A 14,018-nucleotide genomic window follows, 5' to 3' on the forward strand; every position below is an offset into this window, starting at 1 on the left:
GGAGGCGACAGCCGACGAAGCGGGACAAAAAGCCAAATCCTGTCCAAAATGTCATAAGGATTTGGCTGGAGTGCGATCTCGGTGGCTTGCGATCCGAGCCTTGTCGATGGGCGCCTGGTTTGTCAATCAGGACCGGCACTGGTCCGAGGCCAATTCCACGTCCTAGCAAAGCCGGCTTGCTGACTGCTTCGCGTCGTGGTAACGTTCCCACGAAGTCGCTGAGGAGGAGCGTTTATGCAGCGGAGGCGTCCGACGATCATTGACGTCGCGGAAAAGGCGGGGGTGTCGAAGAGCACCGCCGGCCGAGCGCTTTCCGGTGCCTCCAACGTGACCGACGAGGCGCGCGAACGGGTGCTGGAGGCTGCCAAGGCGGTCGGCTACGAGCGCAATGATCTCGCCGTCGGCATGCGCTCCGGGCGGACCGGGCTGCTCGGCCTGGTCATTCCAGATATCACCAACCCGTTCTGGGCCGAGGTCGCCCGTGGCGCCCAGGACCGCGCCGCCGAAAACGGCGCGTCGCTGCTGGTCTTTTCCTCCGACTGGAACCATGACCGCGAGGCCAGCCATTTGCGCGCTTTGCGCCAGGCCCGCGTCGATGGCGCGATCATCAATCCGGTCGCCGACAATTTCGACGATCTCGACCGTTTCGGCCTGCCTTTCGTCCTGATCGGCTCGAGCGCCGAGCGGTTCCCCGCGACCGCGAGCGTCGGTTCCGACATCGCGCAGGCGGTGAGGTTGGGCATGGATCACCTGGTTTCCAAGGGCCATCATGCGCCGGCACTGATCCTCGGCCCGAAGTCGCGTATCGCCCGGGCGCGGTTCCTGCGCACCTTCCACGAACATTGCGTCGAGCGCGACGTCGACCCGGCAGCACTGCCGATGGAAGACGGGGAATACACCGTCGAGGGCGGGCGCATAGCGATGAAGCGCCTGCTTGCGCGTGACCGCGTCGGCCATCTCGCGGTGTTCGCCGCCAACGACCTGATGGCGCTGGGCGCCATGGTCGCGGTGCGCGAAGCCGGATTGCGCTGTCCCGAAGATGTTTCGATCCTTGGTTTCGACGGCGTGCCGGCGGGGGCGTTTTCCTGGCCGGGACTGACGACGGTCGCCAAGCCGGGCCGCGAGATGGGCGTGCGCTCGCTTGATTGCCTGCTTGATGAAATTGCCGGTCGTTCAGAGCACGGCCGGGTGTTCCTGCCGTGCCGGCTGATCGAGCGCGGGTCGCTTGCCGACCTGTCACGCAACCAGCCCAGGCGCGCGGTCGGGGGCGGGAGGTAAAAGATGATGGCCGATCACGATCAGGCGCTGCATGCGTCGCGAATTGGGAACGTTCCCAATTCGGCGGTTCGCGGCAGGCCGAAACGGACGACGGCATTGGCCAATGGCTGGCGCCGCTGGTGGCCGTTCTACGTCATGATGGCGCCGGGCCTGATGTTCTTTCTGGTCATGCATTACCTGCCGATCTGGGAAGCCCGCATCGCCTTCGAGCAGGTCAGGATCGTTCCGCCCAACATCTGGGTCGGGCTCAAGCATTTCTACGTGCTGTTTGCCTCGCCGGTGTTCTGGCAGGTGCTGGCCAACACGCTGATCATCTCGGCGATGAAGATGGCCTTCTTCCTGCCGGTGCCGATCCTGGTGGCGCTGCTGATCAATGAGGTGCGGGGCGGACGCCTGCGCAAGTTCATCCAGTCGGCGATCTATCTGCCGCACTTCCTGTCCTGGGTGGTCATTGCAGGCGTCTTCATCGCCGCATTGTCGCCGACCGACGGCGCGGTCAACAATCTGATGGGCATGGCCGGCATCGCGCCGCGCTCGTTCATGACCGACACCGGTGCCATCCGCTGGGTGCTGGTGTTCACCGAGATCTGGCGCTCGGCCGGCTGGGACAGCCTGCTTTATCTCGCCGCCATCATCGCCATCGACCAGCAGCTTTACGATGCCGCCGAAATCGACGGCGCCAACCGCTGGCAGAAGATCTGGCACGTCACGCTGCCCGGCATCGTGCCGACGATCGCCACGCTGTTCATCCTCAACGCCGGCATGTTCCTCAACGCCGACCTCAACCAGGTCATCAACTTCTCCAACGACGTGGTCCGTTCCAAGATCGATATCGTCGACACCTATGTCTACCGCATCGGCCTGCAAACCGGCGAATACTCGCTGGCGACCGCCGCCGGCCTGTTCAAGGCGGTGCTCGGCACGATGATGATCGTCACCGCCCATTTCGTGTCCAAGCGCCTGACCGGCAAGGGAGTCTGGTAATGGCCCTGTCGCGCAAGACGCCGCTCGAACGCATCGAATATGCCATCATCGTGTCGACGCTTCTGCTGCTCGTCGTCGTCACGGTGCAGCCGATCCTCAACCTGCTGGCGGTGTCGCTGTCCGAGCCGGGCAGGGTGCCGGGAATGAGCGGCCTGACCATTGTGCCGAGAGGCTTCTCGCTCGATGTGTGGAGCGTCCTGCTGCAACATCCCAATGTCCAGCGCGGCATCTTCAACTCGATCCTGATCACCTTTGTCAGCACGCTGATCGGCGTCATCGGCACCGCACTGATGGCCTGGGGCCTGTCGCGGCCGGGCCTGCCGGGGCGCAAGGCGCTGTTCATCCTGGTGCTTGTCACCATCGTCTTCGAGCCGGGCATCATTCCCGAATATTTCGTCAACAAAAGGCTCGGGCTGCTCGACAGCTATTGGTCGGTGATCCTCTACAAGGCGGTCAACGCCTGGTACCTGATCATCCTGATCCGCTTCTTCGAGGAAATCCCCAAGGAGCTGCTGGAGGCTTCCGAGCTCGACGGCGCCAACCCGTTCCAGGTGTTCTGGTATGTCGTGCTGCCGCTGGCCAAGCCAGCGCTGGCGACGATCTCGCTGTTTTACCTCGTCTTCCACTGGAACGAGTTCTTCCACGCGATGATCTATCTCAACGACCAGAGCAAATGGCCGCTGCAGGTGGTGCTGCGCCAGTTCGTCATCGACGGCGACAAGATCGCCATCGTCGGTGCCGATAATGCCAACAACAACACTGGCGCCAGCCAGATCGATCTCAGGTCGCTCAAGGCCGGCATGATTTTGCTGACCATCGTGCCGATCCTGGCGATCTACCCGCTGATCCTGAAATTCTTCACCAAAGGCACCATGAGCGGCGCGCTCAAGGGCTGATGGCGACGAGTGCCTAACCAAAAAGCCTATCCAAACGGAGGAGATGAAATGTTGAGACGTGTGTTCCTGATGACATCGACGGCCCTGGCGCTGAGCCTTGCCGTGGCTGTCCCTGCCATGGCCGAGCCGGTCAAGATCCGCATCGTGTCGAAGGATTTCGGGCCGACAAACCCCGACGACGTCAAGCACATCAAGCGCATCGAGGATGCGCTGCGTGCCCAGGGCACGGACCTTGCCATCGAACTCGTCGACCTGCCGTCGTCGGGTTATGCCGACAAGCTGTCGGTGATGCTGCTGTCGGGCGACATTCCCGACCTGATCTACTTCCAGGGCGGCGACGCCAAGATGGTCGAGCAGGGCGTGCTCGAAGACCTCACGCCTGCCATCGCCGAGTCCAAATATGTCAAGGACGCGCTGTGGCCGCACAATGTCGAGCGCCTGAAGAACTATCCCTATCTGCTTTACGTCTATCCGGTGCGCGGGCCGCAGCCGGTGATCCGCAAGGACTGGCTGGAAAAGACCGGCCTCAAGGCGCCTGAAACCGTCGAAGACTATGTCACGCTGTTCAAGGCGATCAAGGATGGCGATCTCGACGGCAACGGCGTTGCCGACACCTATGGCGTGACCACGGCCGACAACACCAACGAGCTCGACTCGATCTTCAACCAGGCCTTCGGCATCACCGGTTCGTGGATGAAGAATGCCGCCGGCGAATGGGTGCATGCCCGCATCACCAGCCAGGAGAAGGACAAGATCGCCTTCTACGCCTCGCTGCGCGAGCAGGGGCTCTACGATCCCGAATACATCACCACCAAGTTCGACGTGAAGGAAGACAAGTTCTACACCGGCAAGGCCGGCGTGATCTTCGGCTCGTCGGGCGAAGTCATCGACATCTATGGCGGCAAGATGCGCCAGGTCCATGCCGGCACCGAGCTGGTGCTGCTGTCGCCGCCCAAGGGCCCGGCCGGCCAGGGCCTGTCGGCTGTCGACGTGTCCAAGGAATCGCGCGGTTTTGCGATCTCGACCACGTCCAAGCACAAGGCCGAGGTGATGAAGCTGCTCGACTTCATGGCGAGCCCCGAAGGCCAGATGATGGACCGCCTCGGCTTCGAAGGCCAGGAATTCACCAAGGAAGGCGACAGCTACAAGGTCACCGACAAGATCTCGACCTGGTATGCCCGCTTCATGGTGGCGGCGAACTGGCAGCCGCCAGTCGTGTGGCAGTCGCAGGCCGCGCAGCAGTCGCTTGCGACGATCCAGAAATACTTCAAGCCGGACAATTCCTTCGTCTGGCCGGCCGACTATGCCGCCGACCTCGATGCCACCGAAAACGTCTATCGCTCGTGGGTCTACAAGTTCATCTCCGGCGAAGCCAAGATGGACCAGTGGGACCAGTATGTCGCCGAATGGGAAGCCGCCGGCGGCAAGCGTCTCAACGAACATGCAAGGACCGTTCTTGATGCTGCCAAGTGATGCACAAGGGCTCTCGCTGAAAGGCAGGGTCCGCGCGCTCATCCATGGCGTCGCCTTAGGCGACGCCATCGGAGCGCCGATCGAAAAGCTGTCGGCTGCCGAGATCGCTGCCCGTTACGGGCGGGTGACCTCGCTTGAAACGCAGTGGCACAAGATGTCGCTCGACGCGACGGCGCGCAACGGCCGTGTCCGCGGCAGCGGCATCGTCACCGACGACACGATGATGACGCTGTGCCTGATGGATATCTATGCCGAAACCGGCAGGCATCTCGACGCCTGGGACATGGCCGACGGCATGGTGCGCCAGATCGCCTGGATCCCGCGTTATGTGCCCGAACTGCAGCGCGAAGCGATGCTGATCGAGCGGCTGTTTTATCCCGAGAAGTGGATCTTCCAGCGTCACCAGCTGGCGTCCTGCGACCCGCGCCAGGGCGGCATCGGCAACATGGTCAATTGTGGTGCGGCGATGTATGTGGCGCCGATCGGCGTGGTCAACGCCTGCGATCCCAGGGCCGCTTATGACGAGGCGATCGCCTTTGCCTCGGGCCACCAGGAAAGCTACGGCCTGGAGGCCGCCGGCGTGTTCGCAGCGGCGGTGGCCGCGGCCTTCATCCCCGGCACCTCGATCGAAGCCGTGATCGACACGGTGCTGGCCCTTGCCAAGGACGGCACCAGGAATGCCATCGCCGACATTGTCGCGGTTACAGGCAAGCTGAAGGCATCCAGAGCCGACTACGCGAGGGTTGTTGCCGCGTTCCACAAGACCATGGCGCCCTATTCGCCGATGGGCGACGACGTCAACCACACACCAGGCAAGGTCGGACGGCTGACCAACGCCTACCAGCCGAGCCGCCTCGGCGCGATCGAGGAGCTGCCGCTGGCGCTGGGCTTTTGCCTGCTCAACGATGGTGATTTCCGCAAGTCGATCGAAGACGGCGTCAATTCGGGCCGCGATACCGACTCCATCGGCGTCATGGCTGGCGCGATCCTCGGCGCCATGCATGGCGAAAGCGTCATCTCCGAAACCGATCGCAAGCTGCTCGACAGCACCAACCGGCTCGACCTCAACGCCTCGGCCGACGCCTTCACCGAAACGGTGAAAGTCATCCTCGCCGCCGACCAGGCCGCGGCTGACGCGCGCGCGACGCGCCGTGCCGCCCTTACGCTCTAGACCATAACGAAAGACCGATGATGCCCAAGCTGACCAAAGAGACGATTTACGAAAAGATCTATGCCGGCTTCATCGGCAAGGCCATCGGCGTGCGGCTTGGCGCGCCGGTCGAGCCGACGATCTGGAGCTATGAGCGCATCCGCAAGACCTATGGCGAAGTGACCCAGTATCTGCGCGATTTCAAGAATTTCGCCGCTGACGACGACACCAACGGCCCGGTCTATTTCATCCGCGCGCTGCGCGACTACGGTTTGGGCGCCACCGCCGAGCATGTCGGCAAGACCTGGGTCAATTATGCCGCCGAAGAGCATGGCATGTATTGGTGGGGCGGTTTCGGCGTCTCGACCGAACACACCGCCTACCGCAATCTGCGTGCCGGCATCCCGGCGCCGCAGTCGGGCTCGATCGCCCAGAACGGCGCCAGCGTCGCCGAGCAGATCGGCGGGCAGATCTTCATCGACAGCTGGGGCTGGGTGAATCCGGGCGAGCCGCAAAAGGCCGCCGACGCCTCGGCACGGGCGGCCTCCGTCGCCCATGACGGCGAGGGCCTGAACGGCGCGCGCTTCTGTGCCGCAGCCATCGCCAAGGCCTTCGAGGCGACCTCGATCAACGAGATTGTCGAGGCAGCCCTGGCGACCATCGACGCGCGCTCGACCTACGCCCGCGTCGCCCATGCGGTGATCGCCTTCCACAAGGCCAACCCCGGCAACTGGCGCGCCTGCCGCGACATGCTGACGACCGACTGGGGTTATGACCGCTATCCCGGCGTCTGCCACATCATCCCCAATGCGGGCGTGACCGTGATGGCGATACTGTATGGCGAAGGCGACCTGCCGCGCACCGCCGAGATCGCCACCATGGCCGGCTGGGACACCGACTGCAACGCCGGCAATGCCGGGGCCATCGTCGGCACCTTCCAGGGCGTGCAGCCGGGCTGGGACAAATACCGCAAGCCGATCAACGATTTTGTCATCGCCTCTGGCGTCGTCGGTTCGCTCAACATCGTCGACATTCCCTCCTTTGCCCGCGAGCTGACGGTGCTTGCGCTGCAGCTGCGCGGCGACGAGGTGCCGGCACTTTGGCTGGAGGATTTCACCCGGCGCGGCGTGCGTTTCGACTTCGACCTGCCTGGCTCCACCCATGCTTTCCGGACCGCCGGCTTCAACCAGGTCAGCCTCAAGGCTTCGAGCGAACGGCATGTCGAAGGTTCGCGCGGCGCGCTCGAAATCCAGCTCGACCGGCTCGAGCGTGGCCAGGGCGGGCGCATCTTCTGGAAGCCGTTCTACCGCCGCGAGGATTTCGACGACGAGCGTTATCGGCCGATGTTCACCCCGCTGGTCGATGCCGGCCAGAGGGTGTCGTTCAAGCTCTGGCTCGATCCGTGGAACGGCGACGGCAATCTGCGCGTCGTCCCATACGTCCGCCGCGCCATGTCGGGCGCCATCGAAGAGATCGGCGGCTGGCATGTGCCCAATCATGAGGGTTGGCAGGACTATCAATTCACCGTGCCGGAGGGCCTCGAAGCCATCGACGAAATCGGCATCCAGGTCGAGTATTTCGGCCGGGTGAAGTTCCTCGGCCGGCTGTTCCTTGCCGACTTCAAGGTCGAAGGCGCCGGCCACTCTGTCATCGACCCACGCACCGAGGTGCAGGAATGGGGGGCGATCTCGCGCTTCACCTGGAACCGCGGCCACTGGACGCTGCAGAACGGCCGCATCCATGCGCATACCCACAGTGACGCCGACATGTGGGCGGGCCACTATTATGCCCGCGACGTCAAGGTTGTGGCCGACATCCAGCCGCTCGCCGGTGCATCGCAGCTGGTGACGGCGCGCGCGCAGGGCACCAGCCAGTTCTACGCCGCCGGTTTCGACGGCGACGAGGTGGTGATCCTCAAGGAGGATTTCGGGACGACGCTGCTGGCGCGGGCGCCGTTCAAGCGCCAGTTCGGCAACAACTATGCCTTCGCGTTTTCGGTCACCGGCGACACGCTGTCTTTTGCCATCGACGGCAAGACGCTGATCGAGGCCAAGGACGGCAAATACGCCTACGGCATGGCCGGCCTGCGCCTCGGCGCGCTCGGCCGCATGAGCGTGGGTACGGTCGAAATCATCGAAACGGCCTGAAAACAGTGGTTCCCGCTCCGGGCCTGGCGGCTGGAGCGGGGACCTGCGTGGGTGCCGAAAGGGAGGAATACCATGTCGGAAATCGAACTCAGGAATGTCGGCAAGAACTATGGCAGCGTGCCGGTGCTCGACGACATTTCGCTCGACATGGGCAGCGGCGAATTCGTCGTGCTGGTCGGCCCGTCCGGCTGCGGAAAGTCGACGCTGCTCAGGATGATCGCCGGGCTCGAAGACATCAGTTCCGGCGAGATCACCATCGGTGGCAAGATCGTCAACGATATGCCGGCCAAGGAGCGCGACCTGGCCATGGTGTTCCAGAATTATGCGCTTTATCCGCATATGAAGGTCGCCGACAATATGAGCTTCGCGCTCAAGCTCGCCGGCGTCTCCAAGGCCGAGATCCACAAGCGTGTCGCCGAGGCCGCCGAAATCCTCGGGCTCGAAAAGCTGCTCGACCGCCTGCCACGCGAACTTTCCGGCGGCCAGCGCCAGCGCGTGGCGATGGGACGCGCCATCGTGCGTGACCCCCGCGCCTTCCTGTTCGACGAGCCGCTGTCCAATCTCGACGCCAAGCTGCGCGTCAAGATGCGCGGCGAGATCAAGAAGCTGCATCAGCGCCTCGGCAAGACCACCATCTATGTGACCCACGACCAGACCGAGGCCATGACCATGGCCGACAAGATCGTGGTGCTGAATGGCGGCAAGATCGAGCAGATGGGCCCGCCGCTGGAGCTCTACAAGAACCCGCGCAATCTGTTCGTCGCCGGCTTCATCGGCTCGCCCGAGATCAATCTGCTGCATGGCGAGGTCGACGGACAGAGCCTGCGGCTTGCCGACCGCGCAACGCTGCCGCTGCCCGCCGGGGTCGATCTCGCGCCGGGCCGCAGGATCGTCTACGGCATCCGTCCGCAACATATCGGCCTTGCCGACAATGGAGTCGCTGCCGAGGGCGTCACTGCCGAGGTGGTGCTTGTCGAGCCGACCGGCGATGCGCAGGAGGTGCTGCTGCGTATCGGGTCGACGGACATCTCGATGGTGCTGAGCGAAGCGGCACCTTTGCAGCCGGGGCAGAAAGTGACGCTTGGCTTCGATCCGGCCAAGGTGCTCTTGTTCGACAAGGACAGCGGCGAGCGTATCCGATGACCGGGTTTTCGCACATGCACTGGGACCCGACCAAGGCCGGGCCGCTCGAGGGCATCAAGGTGCTCGACCTGTCGCGGCTCGTCGCCGGCAACATGCTGTCGCTGCAACTCGCCGATTTTGGCGCCGATGTCATCAAGATCGAGCCGCCGGTCGGCGATCCGTTGCGCGAGTGGAAAGAAGACGGCCTGTCGATCTTCTGGAAGACCTATGGCCGCAACAAGCGCTCGGTCGTGCTCAACCTGCGCGAGGCGGCCGACCGCGCAGCACTGTGGGCGCTGATCGACGGCGCCGACGTCTTGATCGAAAACTACCGGCCGGGCACGCTGGAGCAGATGGGCTTTGGTCCTGACATGCTGCTAAAGCGCAATCCCGATCTTGTCGTCGTGCGCATTTCCGGCTTTGGCCAGACCGGGCCTTATGCCGCATTCCCCGGCTTCGGCACCATCGTCGAGGGCATGAGCGGTTATGCCTATCGCACCGGGTTCCCCGATCGCGAACCGGTGCTGCCGCCGCTGGCGCTGGCCGACATGATCGCCGGCATCTACGGCATGTCGGCGACGATGACGGCCCTTTTCGCCCGCCAAAAGGGCAAGACGCGCGGGCAGGTCATCGACCTGTCGCTGCTCGAACCGATCTTCTCCGTGCTTGGGCCCGAGGCGGGCATCCATGCGCTGACCGGCAAGGTCAAGGAGCGTGTCGGCAGCGCCTCCAACACCGCAAGCCCGCGCAATGTCTATCGCTGCGCCGACGGCAAACATGTCGCCCTTTCCGGCTCGACGCCGGCTGTCGCGCGCCGCATCTTCGAGATCATCGGCCGGGCCGACATGAACACCGATCCACGCTTTGCCAGCAACAGCGAACGCCTCAAGCACCGCGAACTGGTCGACGCGGCGATCGGTGCCTGGTTCGCCACCCGCTCGCATGACGAAGCGCTGGCCATCATGCGCGACAGCGGTGCCACCGTCGGGCCGATCTACAGCATCGCCGACGCTGCCACCGACCCGCATTTCAGCGAGCGCGAAGTGATCGTTTCACTCGACGACGAGGACCATGGCGCGCTGCCGATGCACAACATCGTGCCGCGCCTGTCGGCGACGCCGGGCACCTTCCGTCGCCCGGCACCGGGACTGGGCGAACACACCGTCGAGGTGCTTGAACAAGCGGGCATTGCCTCAGAGGCCATTGCCGCCATCGTCGCCGGAGCCGGCAAATGAGATTGCGCTCCCTGCTTTATGTGCCGGCCCATGCCGAGCGCTTCATCGCCAAGGCGCATGAGCGGGGCGCCGACGCGATCATCCTCGATCTCGAGGATTCGGTACCTGACAACAGCAAGCTTGCCGCACGTGCCGGTCTGGCCGAGGCGGTGCGACATGTCGGGCAGGCCGGTGCCGTCGTTTTTGTGCGCATCAATTCCTGCGATCTTCAGTTCGAGGATGCGGCGGCGGCCTGCCGCGCCGGGGCCTACGGACTCATGGTGCCGAAGCTTTCGACATTGGCGCAGCTTGACCGCCTTGGCGCCCAGCTTGCGCCGATCAGGCGCGATCCGATGCCGCTGATCGGCCTCATCGAAGATCCGGGTGCCGTGCTCGACGCCCGTGTGCTGGCCGCGCATCCCTCTGTTATGGGGCTGGCGCTTGGCGGCGAGGATTTTGCCACTGCCATGGGTGCCGAAGCGACGCCAGAGGTGCTGCGCCTGCCCAAGCTGATGGTGCACATGGCGGCCAAGGCCGCGGGCAAGCTGTCCTTTGGCCTGCTGCGTGGTATCGCCGACTATGCCGACATCGATGCCATCCGGCTTGCTGCTGCCGAGGCGAAAGCCTTCGGCTTTGATGGCGCGACCTCAGTCCATCCAGCGACTGTTCCTGTCCTGAATGCCGGTTTTTCGCCAACAAAAGCCGAGCTCGATCGGGCAAGGCGCATCATTGCCGAAGCCGAAAGGGCAGCCAGCGCAGGCCGCGGCGCCTTCGTTTTCGAGGGCAAGATGGTCGACGCACCTGTCATCGCCCGCGCCCGGATCATTCTGGCCAAGGCCTAACCGGTTGGCCAAGGCCTAACCGGTTGGCCAAGGCCTGGCCGGTTGGCCAAAGGCCTAACCGCCGCGACGCTGGGTGCAGCGCTCAGTCGAAGACGTGGGCCTTGCCCAGGACGGTGATGCGCACGGTCGCACCGACTGTCGGCGTATCGACAAACGACCGGCGCAGGATGAGCGGATGGTTGCCGATGACCGCCGCGTCGGGCGGGTCGAGGCTGTTGAGCACGCGCAGCGCAATCGTGCTCACCGCGCCGGCGAACTCCGATTCAACGATCTCGCCGAACACCACATTGGGTGGCGGATTGGCCGCTTGTTGCGGCGAGGCTGGTTCGAGGAAAACCTGTTCCGGGCGCAGCATGATGCGGGCGACATCGCGTCGCTCCGACGTGTCGACGCCGATGTGGCCGATGGCGCATTCGGCGATGCCGCTTGAGATCCGCGCCGGCAGGATGATGGCGTCGCCGAGGAACTCGGCGATCATCCTGTCCTTGGGGTGCGCATAGAGGTCGCGCGGCGCGCCCAACTGCGAAAACAAGCCGTCGCGCATGACAGCGACCTGGTCGGCGAAGGACAAGGCTTCGGCCTGGTCGTGGGTAACCAGGATGGTGGCGATGCCGGCTTGCTCGAGCAGTTCGGCGACGGCCTTGCGCATCGAGGCGCGCAGGCCGGTGTCGAGTGCCGAGAACGGTTCGTCGAGCAGCATCAGGCGCGGCTTGCGCGCCATGGCGCGGGCGAGCGCGACGCGCTGCTGCTGGCCGCCGGAGAGCTGGTGCGGCCGGCGCTTGAGAATGGCCCTGTCGAGGCCGACGACATAGGCCAGTTCGGCGATATGCTCGTCGCGTCTGTCGGCGTTGCGGGCCATGCCGAAGCCGATGTTCTCGGCGATGCTGAGATGCGGAAACAGCGCCCCATCCTGTGCCACGACGCCAATGCCGCGGCGATGCGCCGGCACGACCTCGCCATTGCCGGCAAGTTCGGTGCCATCGAGCACGATGCTGCCGGCGTCAGGGGTTTCGAAGCCGGCAATGAGGCGCAGCAAGGTGGTCTTGCCGCAACCGGAAGGTCCGACGATCGCGGTGCGGCTGCCGGCCGCGACCTCGAGGTTGATGCCGCCGACGGCTGTGACATTGCCATAGGATTTGCGCAGGCCGCGCAGTTGAAGAAAGCTCATCGGCCGGCCATCCGTCGCGACTGTACATAAAGCAGCCAGGTCAAGGGCAGCGACATCGCCACCATGATCAGTGCGTAAGGGGCCGCGGCGGCATAGTCGAGCTCCGCGCTCATCGCAAAGAACGCCATCGCCAGCGTGCGCGTGCCATTGGGGGCCAGCATCTGGGTGGCGGTGAGTTCGTTGAGGATGCCGAGTGCGACCAGCGCCATGCCTGCGGCGGCGCCGGGCGCGGACAGCCGCACGGTTGTCGACCACAAGGCGCGCAGCGGGCCGCGGCCAAGGCTGCCGGCGGCCTGTTCGAGTTCGACTGGCGCCTGGGCGATGCTGGCGCGCAGCGACACCAGCGCGCGCGGCAAAAACATCAGCGCATAGGCGGCGAGGATGGTGACCACGGTCTGGTACAACGGCATGGCGATGCGGACCGTGACGGTGACCAGGGCAAGGGCGATGACGACGCCCGGCAGCGAGCCGACGATGTAGTTGCAGGCTTCGAGAAGGCGCGGCAGCGGGCCGGGGCGACGGATCGACAGCCAGGCCATCGGGATGGCGACGACGACGGTAATCAGCGCGCCGGCAAGCGCCAAAAGCAGCGTCTGCCACAGCGCCAGGCCAATGACGTCGAGGTTCCAGACGCTGGTGCCGCCAGCGACAAGCCAGCGGCCGACCGTCAGAAAGGGCACGCCGAGCGCCAGCAGCGCGGTGATGAGCGGCAAGGCGAGGCAAGGCAAGGTGGCGCGGCCGAGGCTGGCGCGCGTTGCCGTGCGGGCAGCACCTGAGCCGACGCGGGCGTACCGTTCGCCGCCGCGCACGATCACTTCGAGCGCCAGCAGGACCAGGCAGCAGGTGACCAGAACGCCGGCCAGCATGTTCGCCGCCGGGCCGTTGAAGGTCGACTGGAACTGGTCGACGATGGCGGTGGTGAAGGTGTCGAAGCGGATGAAGACATAAAGGCCGTATTCGGCGAGCAGATGCAGGCCGACCAGCAGCGAGCCGCCGCAGATGGCAAGCCTGAGCTGGGGCAGCACGACCCGACCGAAGACGCGCCACGGCGTGTGGCCAAGCGATGCGGCGGCGTCTTCAAGTGCGGGATCGAGCCGGCGCAGCGTTGCCGCCACGGGCAGGTAGACAAACGGAAAATAGGCGACGACCGAGATCAGGACACCGGCAGCAAGCCCGTGAAAGGCAGGAAACAGCGTGATCCAGGCGTAGGAGTGGACGAAGGCCGGGACGGCCAGCGGCGCCACCGACAGCCAGGCCCAGATGCGGGCGCCCGGCATGTCGCTGCGTTCGGTCAGCCAGGCCAGTGCCACCGACAACAGCACGGTGATCGGCACGACAAGGATGACGAGGGAAAGCGTGTTGACCAGCAGTTCGCCGACACGCGGCCGGAACACCAGTGCTGCGACTGTTGTCCAGCCGGTCTGGATCGCAACCCAGATGATGAAGCCCAACGGCAGCAGCGCAAACAGCGATACCAGCACCGCCGCAACCGCGATCCACGACGTCGGCAGCAAGCGCGACCTGGCCGCGGCCATGGACAAGGTCTGCGACCGCGAAAGACGATATCCGGCCGACGAAGGCGTCACTCCAGGCTCCGGTCAGGCATTTCGCCTCGCGGCGAGGAATAGGTGACCATCCGGTGAAGGAATTCCGCCGTCTTGGCAAGCCCTGGCGCGGGGAAATGCCCCCGCGACAATGTCGCGGGGCAGGCTCGGTCGCGGAGGCAGGCCTGGTCGCGGAGGCA

General features: G+C 64.7%; 11 protein-coding genes. 9 read left to right on the top strand and 2 right to left on the bottom strand.

The window, feature by feature from the left end; genetic code table 11:
• The first annotated feature begins 234 nt into the window (after nt 1–234).
• The 9 genes from ACHMW7_RS09830 (at nt 235) to ACHMW7_RS09870 (ending at nt 11,106) form a co-directional block, all read left to right on the top strand.
• Nucleotides 235–1,278 carry a LacI family DNA-binding transcriptional regulator gene (locus ACHMW7_RS09830; RefSeq protein WP_395450068.1) on the top strand — a complete coding sequence of 348 codons (1,044 nt, stop codon included), beginning with the start codon at nt 235–237 and terminating at the stop codon, nt 1,276–1,278.
• Between the two features lie 3 nt (nt 1,279–1,281).
• Entirely contained in the window at nt 1,282–2,262 is a 981-nt protein-coding gene (locus tag ACHMW7_RS09835) for an ABC transporter permease (protein WP_395450069.1), read from the top strand.
• The gene (locus ACHMW7_RS09840) at nt 2,262–3,158 is read left to right on the top strand and encodes a carbohydrate ABC transporter permease (protein WP_395450070.1); all 897 of its coding nucleotides are present in this window, start codon (nt 2,262–2,264) and stop codon (nt 3,156–3,158) included. The genes ACHMW7_RS09835 and ACHMW7_RS09840 overlap by 1 nt, the downstream gene beginning before the upstream one ends.
• Before the next feature lie 48 nt (nt 3,159–3,206).
• Complete coding sequence (locus tag ACHMW7_RS09845; RefSeq protein ID WP_395450071.1) at nt 3,207–4,631, top strand: extracellular solute-binding protein; 1,425 nt, start codon at nt 3,207–3,209, stop codon at nt 4,629–4,631.
• The gene (locus ACHMW7_RS09850; protein WP_395450072.1) at nt 4,618–5,802 is read left to right on the top strand and encodes an ADP-ribosylglycohydrolase family protein; all 1,185 of its coding nucleotides are present in this window, start codon (nt 4,618–4,620) and stop codon (nt 5,800–5,802) included. The genes ACHMW7_RS09845 and ACHMW7_RS09850 overlap by 14 nt, the downstream gene beginning before the upstream one ends.
• A 17-nt stretch (nt 5,803–5,819) precedes the next feature.
• Nucleotides 5,820–7,928 (top strand): ADP-ribosylglycohydrolase family protein, encoded by a 2,109-nt coding sequence (locus tag ACHMW7_RS09855; protein ID WP_395450073.1) that lies wholly within the window; start codon nt 5,820–5,822, stop codon nt 7,926–7,928.
• Nucleotides 7,929–8,000: 72 nt separating this feature from the next.
• Nucleotides 8,001–9,071 carry an ABC transporter ATP-binding protein gene (locus ACHMW7_RS09860; RefSeq protein ID WP_395450074.1) on the top strand — a complete coding sequence of 357 codons (1,071 nt, stop codon included), beginning with the start codon at nt 8,001–8,003 and terminating at the stop codon, nt 9,069–9,071.
• Complete coding sequence (locus ACHMW7_RS09865; RefSeq protein WP_395450075.1) at nt 9,068–10,285, top strand: CaiB/BaiF CoA transferase family protein; 1,218 nt, start codon at nt 9,068–9,070, stop codon at nt 10,283–10,285. Before ACHMW7_RS09860 ends, ACHMW7_RS09865 begins: the two co-directional genes overlap by 4 nt.
• Nucleotides 10,282–11,106, top strand: coding sequence for an HpcH/HpaI aldolase/citrate lyase family protein (locus tag ACHMW7_RS09870; protein ID WP_395450076.1), 825 nt, complete (start codon nt 10,282–10,284; stop codon nt 11,104–11,106). The genes ACHMW7_RS09865 and ACHMW7_RS09870 overlap by 4 nt, the downstream gene beginning before the upstream one ends.
• Nucleotides 11,107–11,188: 82 nt before the next feature.
• Here ACHMW7_RS09870 and ACHMW7_RS09875 read toward each other — a convergent pair whose 3' ends face one another.
• Both ACHMW7_RS09875 and ACHMW7_RS09880 read right to left on the bottom strand, forming a co-directional pair.
• On the bottom strand, nt 11,189–12,274 hold the full coding sequence (locus tag ACHMW7_RS09875; RefSeq protein WP_395450077.1) for an ABC transporter ATP-binding protein: 1,086 nt from the start codon (nt 12,272–12,274) through the stop codon (nt 11,189–11,191).
• A complete protein-coding gene (locus ACHMW7_RS09880; protein ID WP_395450078.1) occupies nt 12,271–13,809 on the bottom strand; it encodes an ABC transporter permease in 1,539 nt (512 codons plus the stop codon). The genes ACHMW7_RS09875 and ACHMW7_RS09880 overlap by 4 nt, the downstream gene beginning before the upstream one ends.
• Nucleotides 13,810–14,018: the final 209 nt, after the last annotated feature.

It is taken from the genome of Aminobacter sp. UC22_36 (genome assembly GCF_044056035.1).
Classification (GTDB): domain Bacteria; phylum Pseudomonadota; class Alphaproteobacteria; order Rhizobiales; family Rhizobiaceae; genus Aminobacter.

What these genes read in the sequence shown, in the direction of transcription:
- ACHMW7_RS09850 (WP_395450072.1), top strand. Translation starts at nt 4,618, where the DNA reads ATGCTGCCAAGTGATGCACAAGGGCTCTCGCTGAAAGGCAGGGTCCGC.
- ACHMW7_RS09845 (WP_395450071.1), top strand. Translation starts at nt 3,207, where the DNA reads ATGTTGAGACGTGTGTTCCTGATGACATCGACGGCCCTGGCGCTGAGC.
- ACHMW7_RS09880 (WP_395450078.1), bottom strand. Translation starts at nt 13,809, where the DNA reads ATGGCCGCGGCCAGGTCGCGCTTGCTGCCGACGTCGTGGATCGCGGTT.
- ACHMW7_RS09855 (WP_395450073.1), top strand. Translation starts at nt 5,820, where the DNA reads ATGATGCCCAAGCTGACCAAAGAGACGATTTACGAAAAGATCTATGCC.
- ACHMW7_RS09835 (WP_395450069.1), top strand. Translation starts at nt 1,282, where the DNA reads ATGATGGCCGATCACGATCAGGCGCTGCATGCGTCGCGAATTGGGAAC.
- ACHMW7_RS09875 (WP_395450077.1), bottom strand. Translation starts at nt 12,274, where the DNA reads ATGAGCTTTCTTCAACTGCGCGGCCTGCGCAAATCCTATGGCAATGTC.
- ACHMW7_RS09840 (WP_395450070.1), top strand. Translation starts at nt 2,262, where the DNA reads ATGGCCCTGTCGCGCAAGACGCCGCTCGAACGCATCGAATATGCCATC.
- ACHMW7_RS09870 (WP_395450076.1), top strand. Translation starts at nt 10,282, where the DNA reads ATGAGATTGCGCTCCCTGCTTTATGTGCCGGCCCATGCCGAGCGCTTC.
- ACHMW7_RS09865 (WP_395450075.1), top strand. Translation starts at nt 9,068, where the DNA reads ATGACCGGGTTTTCGCACATGCACTGGGACCCGACCAAGGCCGGGCCG.
- ACHMW7_RS09860 (WP_395450074.1), top strand. Translation starts at nt 8,001, where the DNA reads ATGTCGGAAATCGAACTCAGGAATGTCGGCAAGAACTATGGCAGCGTG.
- ACHMW7_RS09830 (WP_395450068.1), top strand. Translation starts at nt 235, where the DNA reads ATGCAGCGGAGGCGTCCGACGATCATTGACGTCGCGGAAAAGGCGGGG.